The organism is Bradyrhizobium sp. 482_C4_N1_8, from assembly GCF_052075965.1.
GTDB lineage: Bacteria > Pseudomonadota > Alphaproteobacteria > Rhizobiales > Xanthobacteraceae > Bradyrhizobium > Bradyrhizobium barranii.
On the sequence record NZ_CP197231.1, the window covers coordinates 2,291,525 to 2,311,944 of the forward strand.

The 20,420-nt window shown below is 61.8% G+C and carries 9 protein-coding genes and 1 pseudogene; 8 read left to right on the forward strand and 2 right to left on the reverse strand.

From position 1 onward, the window contains the following. Position 1: 1 nt before the first annotated feature. A complete protein-coding gene (locus tag AB7Z56_RS10720; protein WP_063981725.1) occupies positions 2-526 on the forward strand; it encodes a DUF302 domain-containing protein in 525 nt (174 codons plus the stop codon). 414 nt (positions 527-940) lie between these two features. On the opposite strand, the gene AB7Z56_RS10725 is transcribed toward AB7Z56_RS10720, so the two are convergent. After that, complete coding sequence (locus AB7Z56_RS10725) at positions 941-3,919, reverse strand: ATP-binding protein (protein ID WP_441256225.1); 2,979 nt, start codon at positions 3,917-3,919, stop codon at positions 941-943. A 313-nt stretch (positions 3,920-4,232) separates the two neighbouring features. Between AB7Z56_RS10725 and AB7Z56_RS10730 the strand changes: the two genes are divergently transcribed. The 6 genes from AB7Z56_RS10730 to AB7Z56_RS10755 all read left to right on the forward strand — a co-directional run bounded on the left by AB7Z56_RS10730 (position 4,233) and on the right by AB7Z56_RS10755 (position 10,639). After that, entirely contained in the window at positions 4,233-4,880 is a 648-nt protein-coding gene (locus tag AB7Z56_RS10730; RefSeq protein ID WP_063981727.1) for a sensor histidine kinase, read from the forward strand. A gap of 107 nt (positions 4,881-4,987) precedes the next feature. Next, a complete protein-coding gene (locus AB7Z56_RS10735; protein WP_063986167.1) occupies positions 4,988-5,959 on the forward strand; it encodes an MBL fold metallo-hydrolase in 972 nt (323 codons plus the stop codon). A gap of 586 nt (positions 5,960-6,545) precedes the next feature. After that, on the forward strand, positions 6,546-7,295 hold the full coding sequence (locus tag AB7Z56_RS10740) for a gluconate 2-dehydrogenase subunit 3 family protein (RefSeq protein WP_063981728.1): 750 nt from the start codon (positions 6,546-6,548) through the stop codon (positions 7,293-7,295). 1 nt (position 7,296) lies between these two features. Continuing rightward, positions 7,297-9,075, forward strand: a complete 1,779-nt coding sequence (locus AB7Z56_RS10745) for a GMC family oxidoreductase (protein ID WP_063981729.1) — start codon at positions 7,297-7,299, stop codon at positions 9,073-9,075. Further along, complete coding sequence (locus tag AB7Z56_RS10750) at positions 9,068-10,318, forward strand: c-type cytochrome (protein WP_063981730.1); 1,251 nt, start codon at positions 9,068-9,070, stop codon at positions 10,316-10,318. The genes AB7Z56_RS10745 and AB7Z56_RS10750 overlap by 8 nt, the downstream gene beginning before the upstream one ends. Positions 10,319-10,387: 69 nt before the next feature. After that, positions 10,388-10,639 carry a DUF6894 family protein gene (locus tag AB7Z56_RS10755; RefSeq protein ID WP_063981731.1) on the forward strand — a complete coding sequence of 84 codons (252 nt, stop codon included), beginning with the start codon at positions 10,388-10,390 and terminating at the stop codon, positions 10,637-10,639. On the opposite strand, the pseudogene AB7Z56_RS10760 reads toward AB7Z56_RS10755, so the two are convergent. Further along, a pseudogene (locus AB7Z56_RS10760) lies at positions 10,572-10,826 on the reverse strand (hypothetical protein); the annotation flags it as partial. The gene AB7Z56_RS10755 and the pseudogene AB7Z56_RS10760 sit on opposite strands and share 68 nt — an antisense overlap. A gap of 557 nt (positions 10,827-11,383) precedes the next feature. On the opposite strand from AB7Z56_RS10760, the gene AB7Z56_RS10765 reads away from it, so the two are divergent. Continuing rightward, positions 11,384-20,386, forward strand: a complete 9,003-nt coding sequence (locus tag AB7Z56_RS10765; protein ID WP_441256226.1) for a peroxidase family protein — start codon at positions 11,384-11,386, stop codon at positions 20,384-20,386. Positions 20,387-20,420: the final 34 nt, after the last annotated feature.

Consider the following 20,420-nt stretch of genomic DNA (forward strand, 5'->3'; position numbering starts at 1 on the left):
CATGAAGGAAGCGACAACGACTGCCTCCGATGCGCATGCGTCGAGCCGAGGTTCGATTATTGGTGTGGTCGTTGCCATCTGCTTGTTCGGATTTGAAGGAGTAAAGGCGATGTCTATAGAGGGATTGATTTCGATCAAGAGCAACTACGGCCCAGAGGAAACGATGGAGCGGCTCGAGGCCGCGATCAAAGCCACGGGCATGACGGTGTTTGCCCGAATTGACCATGCGGCTGCGGCTGCCGCTGCCGGCATGAAGTTGCGCCCGACAAACCTTTTGATCTTTGGCAGCGCCAAGGGGGGGACGCCCCTAATGCAAACGGTGCAGACTATCGGCATAGACTTGCCGCTCAAGGCTCTTATCTGGCAGGACGAAGCGGGGGCGACCTGGATCTCATACAATGATCTGATTTGGCTCGCCAAGCGACACAAGGCAGAGACCAAATCGAAGGCGGCCATCCACGCTATGTTGATCGCGCTTGACGCAGTGGCTTCCACAGCCACCACAGCCAGAGTGGCACCGAACTGAGCGGTCGAACTCTGATCAGCGGCGAGGCCCACCCGGACGTTCAAGCGTCATCAGGAACGATGCGGCGATCTTATGGAGAGGCATTGCCTCGAGAGCCGCGGGCGAAATTTTTCGGCCAGCGGGTAGGTGACTTCCCGCGCCCGGGGCACCGGTGGATGAATCAAGTGTCTCACGTTTGCAAATTGCCACGCTGTGGCTGGTTCGCTCGAATGGCTACGTATCCTTTCAAACTCTTAGTCGTTTCGGGAGGCCTTGAAAGATCAACCTCTCAACCATCGGCTTGCGTTTATGACTGATATTCGGCGCTCGCGCCGTCCCGAGGCCCGCCGGTGGGCATTTCCTCCCCAGACCCGCCCCACGGCCAATGCCATCGGGCGCCTTTCAGGTACGTTCGATTGAATTCACCTTTGTCGATCAAAGGCCCGGAGTCGCCCTTAACTTGCCGAGCAACGCCTTTGCGGCCTTGAGATCGGAGCTATCGAATCCTTCCGTGAATCGGTTGAACACAGCAGCCAATAGACTGCAGCCGTCTGATTGACGACCTTGGTGTATCCACAGTTCGGCAAAGCTCATCGCGGTTCGCAATTCCCAAGAAAGAGCATGTTGCACGTCGGCCAATTTCAACGATCTCTGAAATAGCCGTTCCGCGCCCGCTAAATCCTCTTGATCTGCCGACGCTAAAATGACGCCTTTGATACGCAGCAGCTCTGGCAATATGAATGCTTGGCCGTTGTCTTCAACTCGGGCGATTGCATCGTCGATGGTCGCTGATGCGTCGTCACTCCGCCCGAGCTTAGCGAGGCCTTCGGCCAAGCTGCCAAGTAATGCCGGATGATGCAGTTCGTACCGGTCAGCTTGCAGTGCGCTGATTGCGCCACCCAACATCTCGACGCCTTCCTCTGCGTCGCCATGGTGAATATCCAACACACCTTTCAAGCCGATACCAACTGCACGGTGGGGACCGAGTGAATGCCTTTCGCAATGAGCGATAAGTCGCTCGATCACGCCGCGCGCCACGGGGACATTTCCGATGCGAACGAACATGAAACCAGAAAAGACCAGGCCGGTGCTCAATGTGACGGGATGCTCTATATCCGTGCGATCGTGGATTGTCTCCAGCGCCATCTTGACGGCCTGGTCGGGGAATCCCCTAAACCACCGAATTGCGGCCAACGCACACCGAACGCGCGTCTCCGTATGACTATCGAAGCCAAAATTACTCGACTGGTTGCGAGGAACGCTGGGATCGGCGAGAAGGCTCTCGCAACTTCTCTCGGCAGAAAGCTGGTTGCCGGCGAAATAGTTCGAAAGCCCGAGCATCCAATTCGCTACAGCAATGGGGGCTGGATCGTTCGTTTTTCGGGCGACCTCCTCATTGCGTTGCGCAAGTTCAAATGACTTGCGGAAATCCCCAATTGCAATGTGGAAGTTGTGAAGGGAGCGAAGCATCCGCATTTGGAAGTACGGATCGCCAAGGACCTCGGCCAAATCCAGTGCTCTCATCAGAGCGATCCGCGCATCCTCGCTGTAGCCTTCCGTAAGCATCAACGATGATCCCAGCGACGCCTGCAATTCCATCTCTCGTCGCGTGGCGCGATCAGGTTCGCCGATTACTCCCAGCGCTCGCCTCGTTAGGCGATGACATTCGGCCAATAACGAAAGCTCAGACAGGAAAGGTGCGACTAAGGCCGCCAGAGAAACTCCGACTTCGGTGTGGTTCGCGGACGATAGGCTCCAATCGAGTGCGCCGCGCGCGTTACCGAGCACTTCTGATCGCAGGCTCAAGTCTCGAGACATTGTGAGCGAGCTGGAATCGTGGCGTTCAAGGACTTCTCGATAATGGATCGCGTGACGCTGCTTCGTCGGGTCGAGCTCCCCGCTTTCTCCCAATTTGATTGCAGCATAGGTGCGGGTGGTATCAAGTAGTCGGTACCGCCGTTTTGTCCCCCCTTTGTCGACCTCAACAAGGGATTTTCCAACCAGAGCGGCGGTGGCCGCCGCGACACGTATGTCATCAAGATCTTCATCTGCTGCAACTGCGCACGCTGCCTCAAGTGTGAAGGTGCCGACAAAAACGGAAAGCCTGCGAAGAACCAAGCGTTCTTCCTGCGGCAGTAAATCATAACTCCAGTCGAGCGTTGCTCTCAGTGTGTGATGACGTGGGCGCGCCGTACGCCGTCCCTCCCATGTTAGCTCGAACCGATCCTTCAAGAGTGACAAGGTGCCCTCCATCCCATAGGCGTTGGCACGGGCAGCGGCGAGTTGAATGGCGAGGGCGATTCCGTCTAGCCGACGGCAAATTTCCCCGATTATGGGAACATCAGTATCGGTCAGCGTGAGTTGTCGTCGTCCGCCAGCGATAGCGCGTTCCATAAATAGCTGCACGGCGGGGAAATCGAGTACCTGCGTAGCGGTGAGGCGTACGTTATCGGGTGGACTGGCGAGCGGCGGTAGCCGATGAATATGTTCGCCTTCGACCCGCAAGGATTCCCTGCTGGTCGCCAATATGTGCACTTGCGGTGCGTTCGCGAATATTCGCTCAGCTAGCGTCGCCACGGTTTCTATTACGTGCTCACAGCTGTCAAAGATCAAAAGCGTTCGTTTGTCCCGGAGATGGTTAATCAAGGCAGTAGTGAGATCCGCGGACTGAAGCGGAATACCAAGCGTCACGGCAATAGTGCCAGGTATGAGAAGCGGATCACTCAGCAGTCCAAGATCGAAAAGATATACGGCGCCGCCAAACTCGTTGTTCAGCTCGTGACCGACTGAGACAGCCACCGTGGTCTTCCCAATGCCGCCCGGTCCCACGATCGTGAGAAAGCGCTCGGTCTTCAACCGGATAACGATTTCCCCGACCGTTTGATCACGTCCGAAAATCCGCGTAACCTTAGGCGGAAGATTGTAGTCCGGATCAAACGCCTGATTGGTCGATGCTGGGACCCCCGCGCGAAAAATCGGCGCGACGAAGCAATAACCCGTCCCGGGAATTGTACTGATATAGCTCGCACTCGTGGCTCCGTCGCCGAGTGCCTTCCGAAGCGCGGCGACCTGGACGCGAATATTGGCCTCGTCGACGGTGATCCCAGGCCAGGCTCGCGCGATCAGGTCACTCTTGCTGACTACCTTGCCAGCTTCTGCGACCAGAACGACAAGGATGTCGAGGGCTCGACTACTCAGACGAACCGGTGTGCCGTCACGTTCGAGGAACCGTCTCGCGGCGAACAGCCGGAACGGTCCAAACGAAACGACTTGATCGTGCGTCTCGCTCGATTCATGTCGACCTTCGTGTTGACCGCGATCAATGGGTAGGCCGGGCATTGTAGAGCCTAAGGCTTTTTGTAGGGGGAGCCGGCTGCTGGAAACAATCCTCGATTTATGCTGGTCCGAAATCAAGTTAGTTTATTGCCGCAGGCAAGGCCTCTGCCCGAAAAGCCGTGCAAGGACATTTCGATACGGTTGTAACGACCGGGCGGTCAGCGTCGATCCAAGCAACTCTTTAGCGTCGATCCAAGCAACTCTTTAGCGTCGAGCCAAGCAACTCTAAGGTGTGGCCGGGTGGCTCAATGCCGTCCGCGGAGCATGCCACTTTGCGTTCGATCTCAAAACACAGTCCGAATTCGAAAGATGATACCGCGAAAGCGTCGCAGAATACGGAGCGAGGTCTCAATCCTTGTCATATGGCTCATACAAGACGGCGGAGCATCTCTTGAACACCATAGCGCGGCCCAAGATCCAATTCTCAGAGCAACTGCTTCTGCACGAGTTTACTCATAGAATTAACAACGAGTTTGCGTCGGCGATTCAGGTCGTATCCTCGACCGCGGCTAGATCGTCAAACGACGATGTGAAGACTGCACTGGCAAATGTACTGGAACAATTGCACGCCTACGCGCGGGTTCATCACGCGCTGCAGATGCCAACGCAAAGCGATCTTGTCGATGCCTCGAAATATCTGCGCGAGCTGTGCCTCTCGATAACTTGCTCCAAGCTCGTAAATGCGGGCATTGAGCTAATTCTTGTCGATCAGCCATTCCGATTGTCTGCCGAACGCGCGTGGTTGATGGGATTGATAATTTCAGAGCTCATTACGAACTCCGCTCGCCACGCGTTTGATCAGCGAGGTGGCGTGATTCGGGTTGATTGTCTGGTGTCACAAGAGTCCGTGGTGTGTCGAGTGTTGGACAATGGATCTGGTTCGATGGCGCAGCCAAGGAATGGAGGCGGCATGCGAATTATTAGCGGACTTGCGGAGGCCCTCGGTGCGACATTTGCCTTCAATCTTGGCGAGGCTGGTGCTGAAGCTATCCTTGATCTTCCGCTTGAGACGGTGTGCCTACTTCAGACACCGACGTGAGCTCAAATGATCTGGTGTCAGTGAGGGATTAGGGTCGCTCCAATCCGTTGAGCCGCACGGACGGTTCGGCCGTTTATGGGCTCCATGTGGAGCATTGGAGGCAAATCATGACAATCACTCCATCGCAAGTGTTCTCCAGGCGACGTTTTTGCTCCTGCTGTGTCGCGGGCGCGGCGCTTTCGACCGCTAGTCGTTGGCTTTCGCCGAGTGAGGCATTTGCCGAAGCACGCGGACTCGTAAGCGCTATCAAAGATGCCGCCGCGGTCTCACCGATCGTTACCCACAAGTTGCGTAACAATATCAGCGTGCTTGAAGGTTCGGGAGGGAACATTGCGGTTCTCGCGGGGGCAGACGGCAAGGTGCTCGTTGACGCTGGTATTGGAATCTCGCGACCGCGCCTTGCCAGGGCTCTTGAAGAGTTGGGTCCCGGAGCCGTCACACATGTCATAAACACGCATTGGCATTTTGATCATTCCGATGGAAATACCTGGTTGCATTCGACCGGTGCGAAGATCATCGCGCATGAAAAGACCCGAGAATATCTCTCAAAGGTGCAGCGAGTGGAAGACTGGGACTACAATTTTCTGCCCCCATCTCTGGATGGAATGCCCAGCGAAGTCTTCACGGAAGAGTACGATCTTCAATTCAACGCATCAAATCTCCACTTATGGCGGTACGCTTCCGCACACACTGACAGTGATATCGCCGTTACGTTTGCCGAGGCGGATATTGTTCATGTCGGCGACACGTTCTGGAACGGAGTCTATCCGTTCATCGACTACTCGACGGGAGGCAGCATCGACGGAATGATTGCTGCATCTGATGCCAACCTGACAGCAACCACAGACGCAACGATCATCGTCCCCGGCCACGGAAAGCCTATCGGCAATCGATCCGAGTTGAAGGAGTTCCGCGAGATGCTCGTAGTTGTTAGAGATAGCGTTGCAACTCTAAAAGAGCGAGGATTATCTCGCGACGAGACCGTTGCCGCGAGGCCGACCGCGGCCTTTGATGACAGATTCGGCAACTTCGTCGTCGATGGAGGCTACTTCACCAAGTTGGTCTACGAGGGCGTATGAGCGTGGTCTATCATGAACCTCCGCCGCCTATAACGCGCGCATTGAGCGCACCATCACCGAGATGTGGGTCAATCAGCGATTTGCGATCTATCAGTTCGTGCAAATTCGAAGCGCTTGCGCCCTTCGCTAGTGGCCCAAGACGGACATCGAACCATCCGACTTCAACGTCGTTTTCTGTGCGCATACCGGAGGCGACAACTTCCAGCGACACGCCTTCATGCATTGGTGTGGCCGACGCGCAAGCGAGCCGGGCAGGGCAGTCATTTTCGGGATTGGTTTGCGGTAACCTCTGTACCCTCTGCGGTCGGGCATCGTGTCTTTTCGGAATATCATGCGCTTCGTGGAATACACGATCGATGGACCACTGTAGAATTCGGGAGCACCGCTCGTGAGATCGCGGGTATTCACGGATAATTGCTGTCGATCATGAGCGATGGATGCGGGTCATAAGCGACATACGGCGTTTCACTTCCGTTCGGGTTTTGGCCGAATGACGGTTGCGTTGCTCGCGCAAAATGGTGTTCGCGGGCGATTGGCCGTCTCCGAACTGTCATTGACAGCGTAGTCGACCGATAAGGAAGAACAAATGAGACAGGCGAAGCCCGCAACAATCGCCCTGCGGCGCAGGGAGTTCCTTGCCGGAACGGCCATGCTGCTGTTCAGCGCGACGACCGTCAAAGCGGCCACGATCGCGGGGAGGTTGCCCTGGGTTCCCAATGCAGGAAATCCGCCGCCGCCAATCAAGCTTGGGCCGTGGGAGTTCTTCAACGGCGAAGAAGGCAGAGCCATGGAGGCACTCGTTGATTGCATCATCCCGCCGGATCCGGAGACGCCGGGCGGCAAGGATGCCGGCTCCGCCGTGTTCATCGACCGGCAGCTGGCTGGGCCTTACGGCCGGCAGGAGGGATTGTATGTGCGCCCACCGTTTCAGCCCGGCCTGAAGAATCAGGGCCATCAGTCGGCGAACGGTCCGGCACAGGATTATCGGGACGGTCTCGCTGCATTCGATCGTGCGTGCAAGCAGCACAGTGGTGGAAAGCCCTTCGCCGAGCTCTCCGGCGACGACAGGATCGCGCTTCTGAAGGCGGTCGAGAAGGGCGAGCTCAAGCTCGACGGCGTCGACGGCAAGGCGTTCTTCACGCAACTCGTCAAGGACGCGCAGATGGGATTTTTCGCGGACCCGATCTATGGCGGGAACCGCGACATGGTCGCGTGGAAGATGATCGGCTATCCGGGCGCGCGCTACAACTATCTCGATTGGGTGAACCGCCACAACGAGCGCTTTCCGCTGCCGCCGGTTGGCATGACCGGCAACGCGCAATGGACGAGGTCGTAGCATGTCCCGAAGGCTTCCCAGGAAAGACGTCGTCATCGTCGGTTTCGGCTGGACCGGCGCGATCATGGCTAATGAGCTGACCGACGAGGGGCTCGAGGTCATCGCTTTCGAGCGCGGTCCATGGCGCGACGCGCCGACGGATTTTCCGCCGGGCTACATGCAGGACGAACTTCGTTATCGCATCCGGCACGAGCTGTTCCTGCGTCCGGACCAGCTGACGTTCACGTTCCGCAATAAGATGGACCAGACGGCGCTGCCGATCCGGAGCTGGGGCGCGTTCATGCCGCCGAACGGCGTCGGCGGCGGGGGCGTGCACTGGAATGCCGAAATGTGGCGGTTTCTCCCGTCGGATTTCGTGCTGAAGACACATCTGACCGAACGCTATGGCGCGGCGTTCCTGCCCCCGGATATGACGATCCAGGATTGGGGCGTGACCTATGACGAGCTCGAGCCGCATTACGATCGCTTTGAATATCTGTGCGGCACGTCGGGGACGGCCGGAAATCTGAGCGGCAAGATCATGGACGGCGGCAATCCGTTCGAAGGGCCGCGGTCCCGTCCTTATCCGACCCCGGCGCAGGCCCAGCCGTTCAGCCATACGCTGTTCGGGAAAGCCGCGCGCGAGCTCGGCTACAAGCCGTTCCCGCAGCCTTCGGGCAATCTCTCGCAAGCCTATACGAACCCGCTGGGCATGCGCCTTGGCCCCTGCACCTATTGTGGCTTCTGCGAGTGGTTTGGCTGCGGCAATTATTCCAAGGCCAGCCCGCAAACAACCATCCTGCCGCATCTCATTCGAAAATCGAACTTCAGCCTCCGCGACAATTCAGAGGTTGTTAGGATCAATGTCGATCGTTCAGGCAAGCGCGCTACCGGCGTGACATTCGTGGACTCGAGCGGCGAAGAATGGGAGCAGCAGGCCGACCTCGTGATCCTGTCGGCTTACACGATGTTCAACGTGCAGCTTCTTCTGCATTCGCAAATCGGGCAGCCCTACGACCCCGTCACCAACACTGGGGTCGTCGGCCGAAACTACACCCACCAGACGATCTCGTCGGTCAATGGCTTCTTCGACAACAAGAAGTTCAACTTCAACCCGTTCATCGCATCGGGTTCGATCGGGATGTGTATCGACGAGTTCAACGGCGACAATTTCGATCACGGGCCGCATGGTTTCGTCGGCGGCGGCTATGTCGGCCAGGTGCAGACAGGTGCTCGTCCGATCGAAAGCACCCTGGTGCCGCCGGGAACGCCGGCATGGGGCGCCGACTGGAAGAAGGCGGTGAAGGACAATTATCTCAGCACGGTCAAGCCCGGCACCGGTGTGCATGGCAGCTTCTACGCCTACCGCGACATCTACCTGGATCTCGACCCCACCTATAAGGACCGGTTCGGGCGTCCGCTGATGCGGATCACGATGGATCTCAAGGAGAACGAGATCAAGCAGAACAAGTTTCTCACCGACAAGTTCGCCGAGATCATCAAGGCGATGGGCGCTGAAAAGCTCGCCGTGCAGTATCGAACCGCGCCATACGACATAACGACCTACCAGACGACGCATCTCAACGGCGGTGCGATCATGGGGGCCGATCCCAAGACAAGCGTCCTCAACAAATATCTGCAGAGCTGGGATGTCCCGAATCTGTTCGTGATGGGGGCAAGCGCCTTTCCGCAGAACGCCGGCTACAACCCGACGCTCACGGTCGGCGCGCTCGCTTATTGGTCGGCGGCCGCGATCCGGAACCAGTACCTCAAGAATCCCGGAAGGCTGGTCGATGCGTAGGATTCCTCGCGTATGCACGCTCGTTTGCGCGGTGCTCGTTTCGGCGTCGCTGGCTGGCCGCGCGCATGCCGGCTCCGCAAACATGCAAGAGTTCACCCAGATCGAACGCGGGCGCTATCTGTCGATCCTGTCGGACTGTGCCGGCTGCCATACCGTTCCCGGCGGCAAGCCGTTTTCGGGTGGGCGGCCGATCGAAACGCCGTTCGGCAAGATCATATCGCCCAATGTCACGCCCGATCTGGAAACGGGCATTGGAGCCTGGAGCGACGATCAATTCGATGCCGCGGTGAGAAAGGGTATCGGACGAACCGGCGCGCATCTCTATCCGGCCATGCCTTACAATGCGTACACCCGGATGTCGCGTGACGATGTGATGGCAATCCGGGCCTATCTGACTTCGCTGGAGCCGGTCCGAAATTCGCGCAACGCGGATACGCTTCCGTTTCCATTCAATATCCGCTCAACGATGATCGTGTGGAACGCGCTCTACTTCACGGCAGGTGAATACAAGCCGGAACCGACCAAATCCGCCGAATGGAATCGCGGCAAGTTCATCGTCGACGGGCCGGCGCATTGCGGAGCCTGTCACACGCCGAAGACGCTGCTCGGAGGCGATCGAACCGATCAATATCTGCAGGGAGCAAATCTCCAGGGCTGGTCGGCGCCTGACATCACCAACAACCGGCGGACAGGACTGGGCAGTTGGACGGCAGACGATGTCGCGCTCTACCTCAAGACGGGGCACAATCGCGCTACCGCTGCGACAGGGCCGATGGCGGAGGCCGTCGAGCTGTCGACGTCCAGGATGAAGGATGAGGATACGAAGGCTATTGCGACGTATCTGAAATCATTGCCGGGCAACAAGGATGAGGCGAGGCTTGCCCCGGTGGGTGCGAACGTGATGGCGGCCGGAGGCGCGATCTACCGGGACCAATGCTCCGCCTGCCACGGGATCGAAGGCAAGGGCGTTCCCCACCTATTTCCCGCCCTCGCAGAGTCCACGATGGTGCGCTCGAATGATCCCACAACGGCAATCCGAATCGTGCTCCGCGGTGCGCGAAGTGTAGGTACGATGGCCGAGCCGACGGCGCCCGGGATGCCCTCCTACGGATGGCAGCTCGATGACCGCGAGATCGCGGCGGTCCTCAGCTATATCAGAAACAGTTGGGGGGCGGCGACTGCCCCGATCGACGCAAAGGACGTGACGCGCGTTCGGTCCGACACGGCGTCGCGCAACGATTGAGCTGACCGATCTCGGATTCGCCGGCCTATTAAAGTGGTAGGCGGAGTCCGTGCTGGTTCTGGCCTGATCATGCAGTTCGAGCTCGCACCACGTTTCTTTCACGCGTCCCGCTCCAACGCGAAGAAAGTGTTCCTCGATCACCACGGCGCCGTGGTGAACGATCTCGCTGAGGTGCGCGTTCATGCGACCCCGCTCGTGCGATCCTTCACCAACGAGCGCAGCCTCGAGGATTGGCGTCACTGGGTGCTGCATGTCAGCGACGACCAGGGCGTTGGGCTCTTCGTCGTCCCTTTCGTCCTCGTGCTCGGCAAACGGCATTGAGGTCAGCATGCGCGCAACACGATGGGCGACAGTACCGCTTCACCGAAAGGTGAACGACGTCGCCAGAGAACGCGATTACCGCGGCGACTTCCTCGGGTTCGCACACGCGGCCTAACGGGATCCGCTCGGCGAACTTCGCCAGCAGCTTCTTGTCATCCATCATGTCTTCCGTCATGCCCGTACGCGTCGGGCTGGGACAGAGTCATCGCCTTCAGGAGCCGGAAACTCCCATATACATCGATGCCCTGTTGGCGGATCAGCACCGATCTGCGGGTTAGAAGGGCCGATGTTAGGATCAGCGAACTTCCGGGTCCTCACGATTGACACGACGCGAAGACGTCGCCGGCCTGGAGCGCTCTTGACGCTTGCGATGCGGTGCTCCGGCAGTCCTCGGCCCAGCATTGCATGTTCCGCACGCCATGATGCCCGATCGATGTGACGGCTTCTCCGATCGGGCGCGGCCAAGTCTCCCGAAAACATCCGGAAAACACCGCTTCACCCGCCGCGCCGAGGCGCTGGCGAAGCGAGGATGGTCGTCCGCCGATCGGACCAAGGTCCTACGACCATGGTCGGCCGAAGCGCCAGACCTCGGTCCCACGAGTTCGTTGGACCTTGTACCCTGTCCCGTTGTTCACAGAAAAATCTAACCTGAGCCCATAGGAGCCATCCGACGCGGACGGCTCGCAAAAATTTCAACGGCTCGGCCGCCGCGGCGGACCGTGCGCCACAACAGGTGAGGCCGCCATGGTTGCGTACATCAGGAGCGATCTGGATTTCATTCTCGCGCAGATCAAGGTCGCGGAGAAGCACGCCGCCTATATCGTCAATCCGCTCGACCCGAACGCCGCGCCGCTCTACGGAGCCGGTCTGGCCGGCCAGGTCGGCTCGGTCCCATCCTACAACCTCAGCATCGGTCTTCGTACCGTCGACGGACAGAACAACAACCTGCTGCCCGGCCAGGAGAAGTGGGGCGCCGCGGACATGCCGTTCCCCGAACTGCTGGATCCGACCTTCAGGCCCGCGGAAAACGTACCGGGCAATTTCCTGCCGCCGGGCGCGCCCGCCGTGCCGACGTCTTACGCGCCGTCCAACAACCCGGGTTCGATGGTGTTCGATTCGAGCCTGCGCACCATCTCTAACCTGATCGTCGATCAGACGCTCGCGAACCCGGCGGCGATCATGAAGGGCCTGCAGTCCGGCGGGATCGTCGAGGCCACGCTGGCTAACGTCGCTCTCGTGCAAGATATCTACAACGCCTTCAAACCCGCGCTCGACGCCGAGTATCAGGCCCGCGTGGTGATGCAGAACGCCAAGGCGGCGGCGAACCAGCTGAGCGACGGCGACGAGTCCACCGTTCCCGGCGCGGCCGAACAGGCGGCGATCGACGCCTTCGCGGCGGCCACGGCGGTGCACAACGACATGCTCAACGATCTGGCGGTGGCGCGCGCGGTCCGCGATGCGGGCCTCGAGCCGTTCGGGATCACAATGGACGGCGACAACGTCCAGGTCGTCAACGTCTCTCCGGACGTCGGCCTGTCGGCCCCGTTCAACTCCTGGTTCACTCTGTTCGGCCAGTTCTTCGATCACGGTCTGGATCTCGTCAACAAGGGCGGCAGCGGCACCGTGTTCGTTCCGCTCCAGCCGGACGATCCGCTGTACGTGCCGGGTAGCCCGACCAACTTCATGGTCCTGACCCGCGCCACCGTCAGCCCGGGCGCCGACGGCGTCATGGGGACGGCCGACGACGTGCGTCCCGTCAACACCACGACGCCGTTTGTCGACCAGAACCAGACCTATACGTCGCATGCCTCCCACCAGGTTTTCCTGCGCCAGTACGCGCTCGACGCCAACGGCGTCCCGCACGCTACCGGCCAGCTGATCGAGGGCGGCGGAGACCAGCCGGGCGGCATGGCCACCTGGGGCGAGGTCAAGGAACAGGCCAAGATGCTTGGCATCCTCCTGACCGACCAGGACGTCGGCGCGGTGCCGCTGCTTCGCACCGACCCGTACGGCAACTTCATTCCGAATGCCGCGGGCTTCGCCCAGGTGATCACCGGCGTCGGCGCCGACGGCATTCCGAACACTGCGGACGACATCGTCATCTCCGGCACCTCGACGGCGCCGGTCAGCGTCGCCACCGCGATCCGTATCAACGCCGCCTTCCTTGCCGACATCGCGCACGACGCCGTGCCGAACGGCATCGCCGACGGCGACATTGAAATCGGGCTGCTCAACCCCGGCAACAACCCGGCGGTCTACGACAACGAACTGCTGGACGCCCACTTCATCGCCGGCGACGGCCGCGCCAACGAGAACATCGGCCTGACCGCGGTCCACCACATCTTCCACTCCGAGCACAACCGGCTGGTCGAGCACACCAAAGAGATCGTCCTGGCCTCGAACGACCTGGCCTTCCTCAACGAATGGCTGGCCGTCGACCTCGCCGCACTGCCGACGACGCCCGCTCAGATCGCCGCCCTCGTCTGGGATGGCGAACGCCTGTTCCAGGCCGCCAAGTTCGGCACCGAGATGCAATACCAACATCTCGTCTTCGAGGACTTCGCCCGCAAGGTGCAGCCCAACATCGACTTCTTCGTCGTGCCGGACGGATACCACGCCGACATCAATCCGAGCATTGTCGCCGAATTCGCGCACGTGGTCTACCGCTTCGGCCACTCAATGCTGACCGAGACGATCGACCGGCTCGACCCGACCTTCACTAACGACCAGATCGGGCTCATCGAGGCCTTCCTCAACCCGATCGAATTCGACTCGGGCCACACCGTCGCGGACAGCGTCGCCGCCGGCAACATCATCCGCGGCATGACGCGGCAGGTCGGCAACGAGATCGACGAGTTCGTCACCAGCGCGCTGCGCAACAATCTGCTCGGGTTGCCGCTCGATCTGGCTACCATCAACCTGGCCCGCGGCCGCGATGCCGGCGTGCCGTCATTGAACGCTGCGCGCCGCGACTTCTTTGAGGCAAGCAGCCACGCCGAAGAGCTGCGGCCCTACGCGAGCTGGGTCGACTTCGCGAGCCACCTCAAGAACGAGGCTTCGATTATCAACTTCGTCGCCGCCTACGGAACGCACACGCTGATCACCGGCGAGACGACGGTCGAAGGCAAGCGCGACGCGGCCATGGCGCTGATCTTCGGCACCAGCTTCGGCGACGTCGTCGTTCCGACCGACCCGGCCGAGCTCGCGGCATTCAATGCCGACCGCATAGCCTTCCTCAACGCGACCGGCATCTACGCCGGCGGCTCGCTGGGCGGCCTCGAGAACGTCGATCTCTGGATCGGCGGTCTCGCCGAGAAGGTCATGCCGTTCGGCGGCATGCTGGGCTCTACCTTCAACTTCGTGTTCGAGGTTCAGCTCGAAAAGCTGCAGGACGGCGACCGCTTCTACTACCTGCAGCGGCTCGACGGGCTGCATCTGTTGTCAGAGATGGAGAACAACACCTTCGCCAAGGTAATCGGCCTCAATGCCGACGCCGGCCATCTGCCTTCGGACGTGTTCTCCACGCCCGGCCTCATCCTCGAAGTCGACCAGACCCGGCAGTGGAATCCGGGGCTCAATTCGGCCGATCCGACCGGTGGCACGATCCTGACCCCGCTGGTCCTGCGCGACAACCCGGCGACCGATGGAGCCGAAGCGAACTACCTGCGCTATACCGGCGCCGACCACGTCCTGTTGGGCGGTACCGACCAGGCCGACACGCTGATCGCCAGCGAGGGTGACGATACCCTCTATGGCGACGCCGGCAACGACCGCATGGAGGGCGGCGCCGGCAACGACCAGTACATCGGCGGCGACGGTGACGACATCATCACCGACCAGTTCGGCGACGACATCATGCGCACCGGCCGCGGCCACGACGCGGTCAACGCCGGCCAGGGCGTCGACCTGATCGTCGCCGACGAGGGCAATGACTTCATCGTGCTCGGCGCCGACAGTCTCGATGAGGCCTTCGGCGGGGTCGGCAACGACTTCGTTCTCGGCAGCAAGACCACCGAGCAGACGCTTGGCGGCGAAGGTGACGACTGGATCGAGATCGGCGCCTGGACCGGCGCGGTCGGCGACAATTTCGACGACCAGTTCCAGCTCGATGCCGTCAAGGGCCACGACGTGTTCCACGGGGACGGCGGCTTCGACGAATTCATTGGCGAAGGCGGCGACGATATCTGGTTCGGCAGCCTTGGTCGCGGCAAGTTCGACGGCATGTCCGGCTACGACTGGACGACCTACGCCAACATGAATCTGGCGGTCGACGTCGACCTCAACCGGGTGATCCTGCCCGGTCTGCCGGTGCTTCCGGGCAACGCGGCGCTCGACAGTTTCACCCAGGTCGAAGGCGCGTCCGGATCGGCCCACAATGACGTCATCCGCGGTTCCGACGTCACCGCCGACCTCGTGCCGACCGAAGGCTTCCGCGGCAGTGCCCTGGATGCCGAGGGCATCGCCCTCATCACGGGCCTGCAGGCGCTTCTCGCCGGCGCGGGACCGGCCTCGTTCGATGCCAACGGCAGCTTCGTCGGCGGCAACATCCTGCTCGGCGGTGCCGGCAGCGACCTCATCGAAGGCCGCGGCGGCGACGATATCCTCGACGGCGACCGATGGCTGCGGGTGCGCATCGCGGTGATGTCCGACTTCGACGAGAACGGCCCGGTCGGCAACACCGTGCTCGAGTTCCACGACAGCATGACGACTCTGGTCCAGAAAGTGTTCTCGGGTCAGATCAATCCTGGCCAGCTCAAGATCGTCCGCGACATCGTCTCCGACGGCGCGGCGGCATCGGACATCGACACCGCAGTCTACTCCGACGTCCGCGCCAACTATTCGTTCTCGGCGCGCGCCGACGGCACCCTCGTGGTCTCCAACACCGGCGGCCTCGATCCGCTCGATGGCACCGACCTGCTGCGCAACATGGAGAGGTTGCAGTTTTCCGACGGCACTCTCGGTATCGTCGTAGGCACCCCGTTCAGCGACAATGGCCTCGCCCCGCAGGGCCCGCCGTCCGACAACCGTCCCGTGCTGAACGGTTCGGCGACCGACGACATCATCGTCGGCCTTGCCGGAGCCGACGTGCTCAACGGTCTCGGCGGCAACGACATCCTGGTCGGCGGTCCGGGTTCTGCGACGGGAACGATTGCCGACAACTTCAATTCGGGCGGCTATTCCGGCAACGATGGTAATGCTGCAAACTTCGCCGGAAACTGGACGGAAAACGACAACAACAGCGCCACGAGCGGCGACATCGAAATCGATGGCAATCGCCTTCGTTTCAACGAGACCGTCGATGGCGGCGAAACCATCGAACGCTCGATGAACCTGGCGGGGGCTACGGCCGCAACGCTGTCCTTCAGCTACGAGGATGACAATCTCGGCGTGGGCCAGAGTGTCATCGTCGAGGCCCGCAACAGCGGCAGCGGCACCTGGGAAGTTCTCGGCACGCTCGGCAGCACCACCGCGACAGGCAACGGCAATTTCAGCGCGACGCTGACCGCTGCCCAGATCGGCGCGAACTCGGGAATCCGCTTCCGGACAACCGGCGACGGCAACAACTGGGACAACGGTGACAATTTCTACGTCGATAACCTGACGATCACGATCGTCAGAGCCGGCATCAACGGCGGCGTTGACACCCTCAACGGCGGTCTCGGCAACGACACCTACGCGTTCGGGCTCGGCGACGGCAACGACCTCATCAACGAAGCTGTCAATGCCGCCAGCGGCGGCACCGCCGACCGCATCTCGATCCAGGCTCCGAACGCGGTCGATGCGTCCGGTCAGCCCATCATCGACCCGGTGACCCTGCTTCCGGTACCGACGATCACCGCGTTGGACGCCTTCGACAGCAGCACCGCGACCCAGACCGGCGACCTGGTCATCAATTACAGCCTACCGACCGGGCCTACGGGCTCCGTCGCCCAGTCCATCACGGTGGCAGGCCACTTCACCGGCAACAACGCGCAGACCGGCGTCGAACGCATCAACTTCAACGGCGCGACTTTCGCCGGCTATGCGCTCGGCGCGGAGGATTACTTCATCAGCCGCTCCGATCCGGCCGACCGGGCAGGCGGCGACGTCGACATGTCGCTGAATGCGGTGACCAACACTCAGGCCAACTTCGTGGTGGGCGAGCAGGGCGTCGACGACGAGATCACTGGCGGCGGCCTCAACGACCTGATCTTCGGCGGCACCGGCAACGACGACCTCGTCGGCGGGCTCGGCGACGACCTCCTGGTCGGCGGTGCGGGCAACGACGATCTCGACGCCCGGCTGAACCTCGCTGGTGACGACTTCGAAGGCGCCGTCGGCGCCGACACGATGGTCGGCGGTGCGGGCAACGACACCTACGGCATCGACGATCTGCTCGATGTCGCGATCGAGGCCCAGGACGAGGGCACCGACACCGTCGAGACCTTCCTGGCCGAGCTTTCCATCGCGAGCATGGCCAACGTCGAGAACCTCACCTACCGCGGCGTCGACGCCGACCAGTTCATCGGCACCGGCAACGCCGGCAACAACGTCATCACCGGCGGCGATCTGGCCGACACGCTGAGCGGTCTGGCGGGCAACGACACCCTGAACGGCGGTCTGGGCAACGATACGCTCGACGGCGGCGACGGCAACGATACCCTCAACGGCGGCGACGACGTCGACACGCTGACAGGTGGGCTCGGGGCCGACACCCTCAACGGCGGAGCCGGGGCCGACGTCATGGCCGGCGGCGCCGACAACGACATCTACGTCGTCGACGATGCCGCCGACGTGGTGACCGAACTTGCGGCCGGCGGCACCGACACGGTGCAGTCCTCGGTCTCATACACAGTCGGGGCCGAAGTCGAGAACCTGACGCTGACCGGAGGCGACGCCATCAACGGCAATGGCAACGCGCAGGCCAACACCATCGCCGGCAACGGCGCCAACAACCAGATCTTCGGCGGTGGTGGCAACGACACCATCGATGCCGGCAACGGTACCGACCTGGTCGACGGCGGTACTGGCGACGATACGCTGAGCGGAGGCACCGGCGGCGATACCGACACCATTATCGGCGGCGCCGGCAGCGACACCATCAACGTCAGCGATGGCAACGACGTGGTGGTCTACAACGCCGCCGGGTTCGGTGCCGATACCATCACCGGCTTCGACTCGACCGCGGCCGGGGGCCAGGACCTGATCAACCTCAGCGCCCTCGGCATCACGGCCGCCAACCTGGCGACGCGTGTTGTCGAGACCCAGGTGGGCGCCAATACCGTGCTCACGGTCAGGGATGCGTCCCTGGCGACGATCGGCACCATCCAGGTCAACAACACGACGACGGCCGCGATCGACGCGTCCGACTACGTCCTTGCGCAGGCCGCGCCGGCGCCGTTCGGCACGGCGAGCGCCAACGCCGACGTCATCACCGGCAACGGCGGTGCCAACCTCATCGACGGCCTCGGCGGCAACGATACGCTGAGCGGCGGCGGTGGCGACGATGTCATCCTCGGCGGCGAGGGCGCGGATACCCTCAACGGCGACGACGGCAACGACACGTTGACCGGTGGCACCGGCAGCAACAACGGCGCTTACGTCGACAGCTTCGGAGCCGCGTCGTATTCGAACAGCAACGGCACGCTCGCGTTCACGGGAAACTGGACCGAAGGCGGCGGCGAGACGACCAGCCCGACAGCAGGCGACATCTCGATCACCGGCGGCCGCCTTCAGTTCAATCAGGGCGTCGATGGCGGCGAGACGATCGAGCGCGCCGTCAACCTCGCCGGCGCGACCGCGGCGACGGTGTCGTTCACCTACGAGGACGACAATCTCAACGGCGGCCAGACCGTCATCGTCGAGGCACGGAATGTCAACACCAACGCCTGGGAGGTCTTGACCGGCGGAACGCTGGGAGGCGGTGCCAACGGCACCTTCAACTTCAGCGCCGCCCTGACGCCCGCCCAGATCGGCTCGAACTCGGCCATCCGCTTCCGGACTACCGGCGACGGCAACAACTGGGACAATGGCGACAACTTCTACGTCGACAATTTCACGGTCAACGTCACCGCGCCGGGCCTCAACGCCGGGGCAGACACGGTCAACGGCGGTGCGGGAGACGACACCATTGTCTGGAACGCCAATGCGACGGCGGTCCCGACCGATGGCCGCGACATCGTCAATGGCGGCACCGAAGGCACCGCGGGCGACACCTTCGTCATCAATGGCAACACCTCCAGCGAGGCCTACACGATCTATACGTTGGCCGCCTGGGATGCCGTTGCCGGCAACGACATCGCGAGCTTCGGCGGGCGTACGCCGGAAATCGTCGTCACAAGAGGCGGTTCGGCCTTCGCCAACGTGATCGCGGAACTGAGCGAGATCGAAGAGATCCGCATCAACGGCATCGAACCGACTGGAGCGACGGGCGGCGCGGGAGCAGGCGATACGTTCACGGTCGTCGGCGACTTCACCGCGACCAGCCTGCGCCTCAACACCATCACGATCGATAGCGACGAGGGCGACGACACGATCGACATTTCGGCCCTCACCTCGGCCCATCGCATCGTGTTCAAGTCCAACGGCGGCAACGACACCATCATCGGCGCCCTCCAGGCCGAGGACGTGATCGAGCTTCCGGAAGGGGCGGATCCGGCGACCTACCACCTGGTCGAGAACCAGGACGGCACCAAGACCATCTCGAACGGAACCCATTCGGTCACCTTCTCGGGCATGGTGCCGCCCCAGTTCGAACCCAATGAGCCGGACGAGGACGACGAGGAAGAAACCGAAACGCCGAACGAGGATGACGAGGCGCCAACGGCGGGCGGTGACGACGAAGAAGAGACCGAGACCGCAACCGACGGCGTGGTCCGGAACGGCACGGCGCAGTCCGATACGCTGGTCGGCACACCCGGCGACGACAGCATCGTCGCCTTCGCAGGAGACGACATCGCCGTCGGCCATGCTGGCGCCGATGCGATCTCGGCCGGCGAGGGGGCCGACTTCGTCAACGGCGGTGCTGGCCGGGACGTGATCTTCGCTGGCGCGGGCGACGACCACGTGTTCGCCGGAGCCGACGCGGACATCGTCTACGGCGATGCCGGGGCGGACCGCATCTTCGGCGATCAGGGCGACGACCTGATCAACGCCGGTGCGGGCGACGACACCGTGTTCGGCGGGGCCGGCAACGACCTGATCGTGGCCGAGATTGGCGATGGCAACGACGCCTATTTCGGCGACGAAGGCGCCGGTGGGTCGGGCACCGACACGCTCGACATGTCAGCGGCGAGCACGGCCGTCACCGTCAACCTGGGTTCCGGCCCGCTCGCGAACGGCAGCGCCTCGAGCTCGCAGACCGGCAACGACACGCTGTGGGGCATCGAGAATGTCACCACCGGCTCCGGCAACGACGTCATCGTCGCCGGCACCGCCGCCAACGTGATGAAAGGAGGGCTCGGCGACGACACCTTCCGCTTCAGCTCGGTGGAAGCGGCCAAGGGCGACACCATCGTCGGCTTCGAGCCGGGAGACCGCATCGACCTCAGGGGCATCGACGCGAACTACGCCGTCGACGGCAACCAGAGCTTCACACTGGTTTCCGATGCCGCGTTCACCGCGGCCGGGCAGCTCGCGGTGAGCTACGAGACTCACAACGGTCAGGAATTCACCGTCATCCAGGGCAACGTCGACGGCAACGCCGCCGCCGACTTCAAGATCGAGATCGCGGGCCACCAGAACCTCGGCTCCAACGTCACGCTCTAGCCTCACGACCCTATGCCGGAACGGGAGACCATCT

Bases quoted from the DNA above. Each gene is read 5' to 3' on its own strand.
- AB7Z56_RS10720 (WP_063981725.1), top strand. From the start codon at position 2: ATGAAGGAAGCGACAACGACTGCCTCCGATGCGCATGCGTCGAGCCGA.
- AB7Z56_RS10735 (WP_063986167.1), top strand. From the start codon at position 4,988: ATGACAATCACTCCATCGCAAGTGTTCTCCAGGCGACGTTTTTGCTCC.
- AB7Z56_RS10740 (WP_063981728.1), top strand. From the start codon at position 6,546: ATGAGACAGGCGAAGCCCGCAACAATCGCCCTGCGGCGCAGGGAGTTC.
- AB7Z56_RS10745 (WP_063981729.1), top strand. From the start codon at position 7,297: ATGTCCCGAAGGCTTCCCAGGAAAGACGTCGTCATCGTCGGTTTCGGC.
- AB7Z56_RS10750 (WP_063981730.1), top strand. From the start codon at position 9,068: ATGCGTAGGATTCCTCGCGTATGCACGCTCGTTTGCGCGGTGCTCGTT.
- AB7Z56_RS10755 (WP_063981731.1), top strand. From the start codon at position 10,388: ATGCAGTTCGAGCTCGCACCACGTTTCTTTCACGCGTCCCGCTCCAAC.
- AB7Z56_RS10765 (WP_441256226.1), top strand. From the start codon at position 11,384: ATGGTTGCGTACATCAGGAGCGATCTGGATTTCATTCTCGCGCAGATC.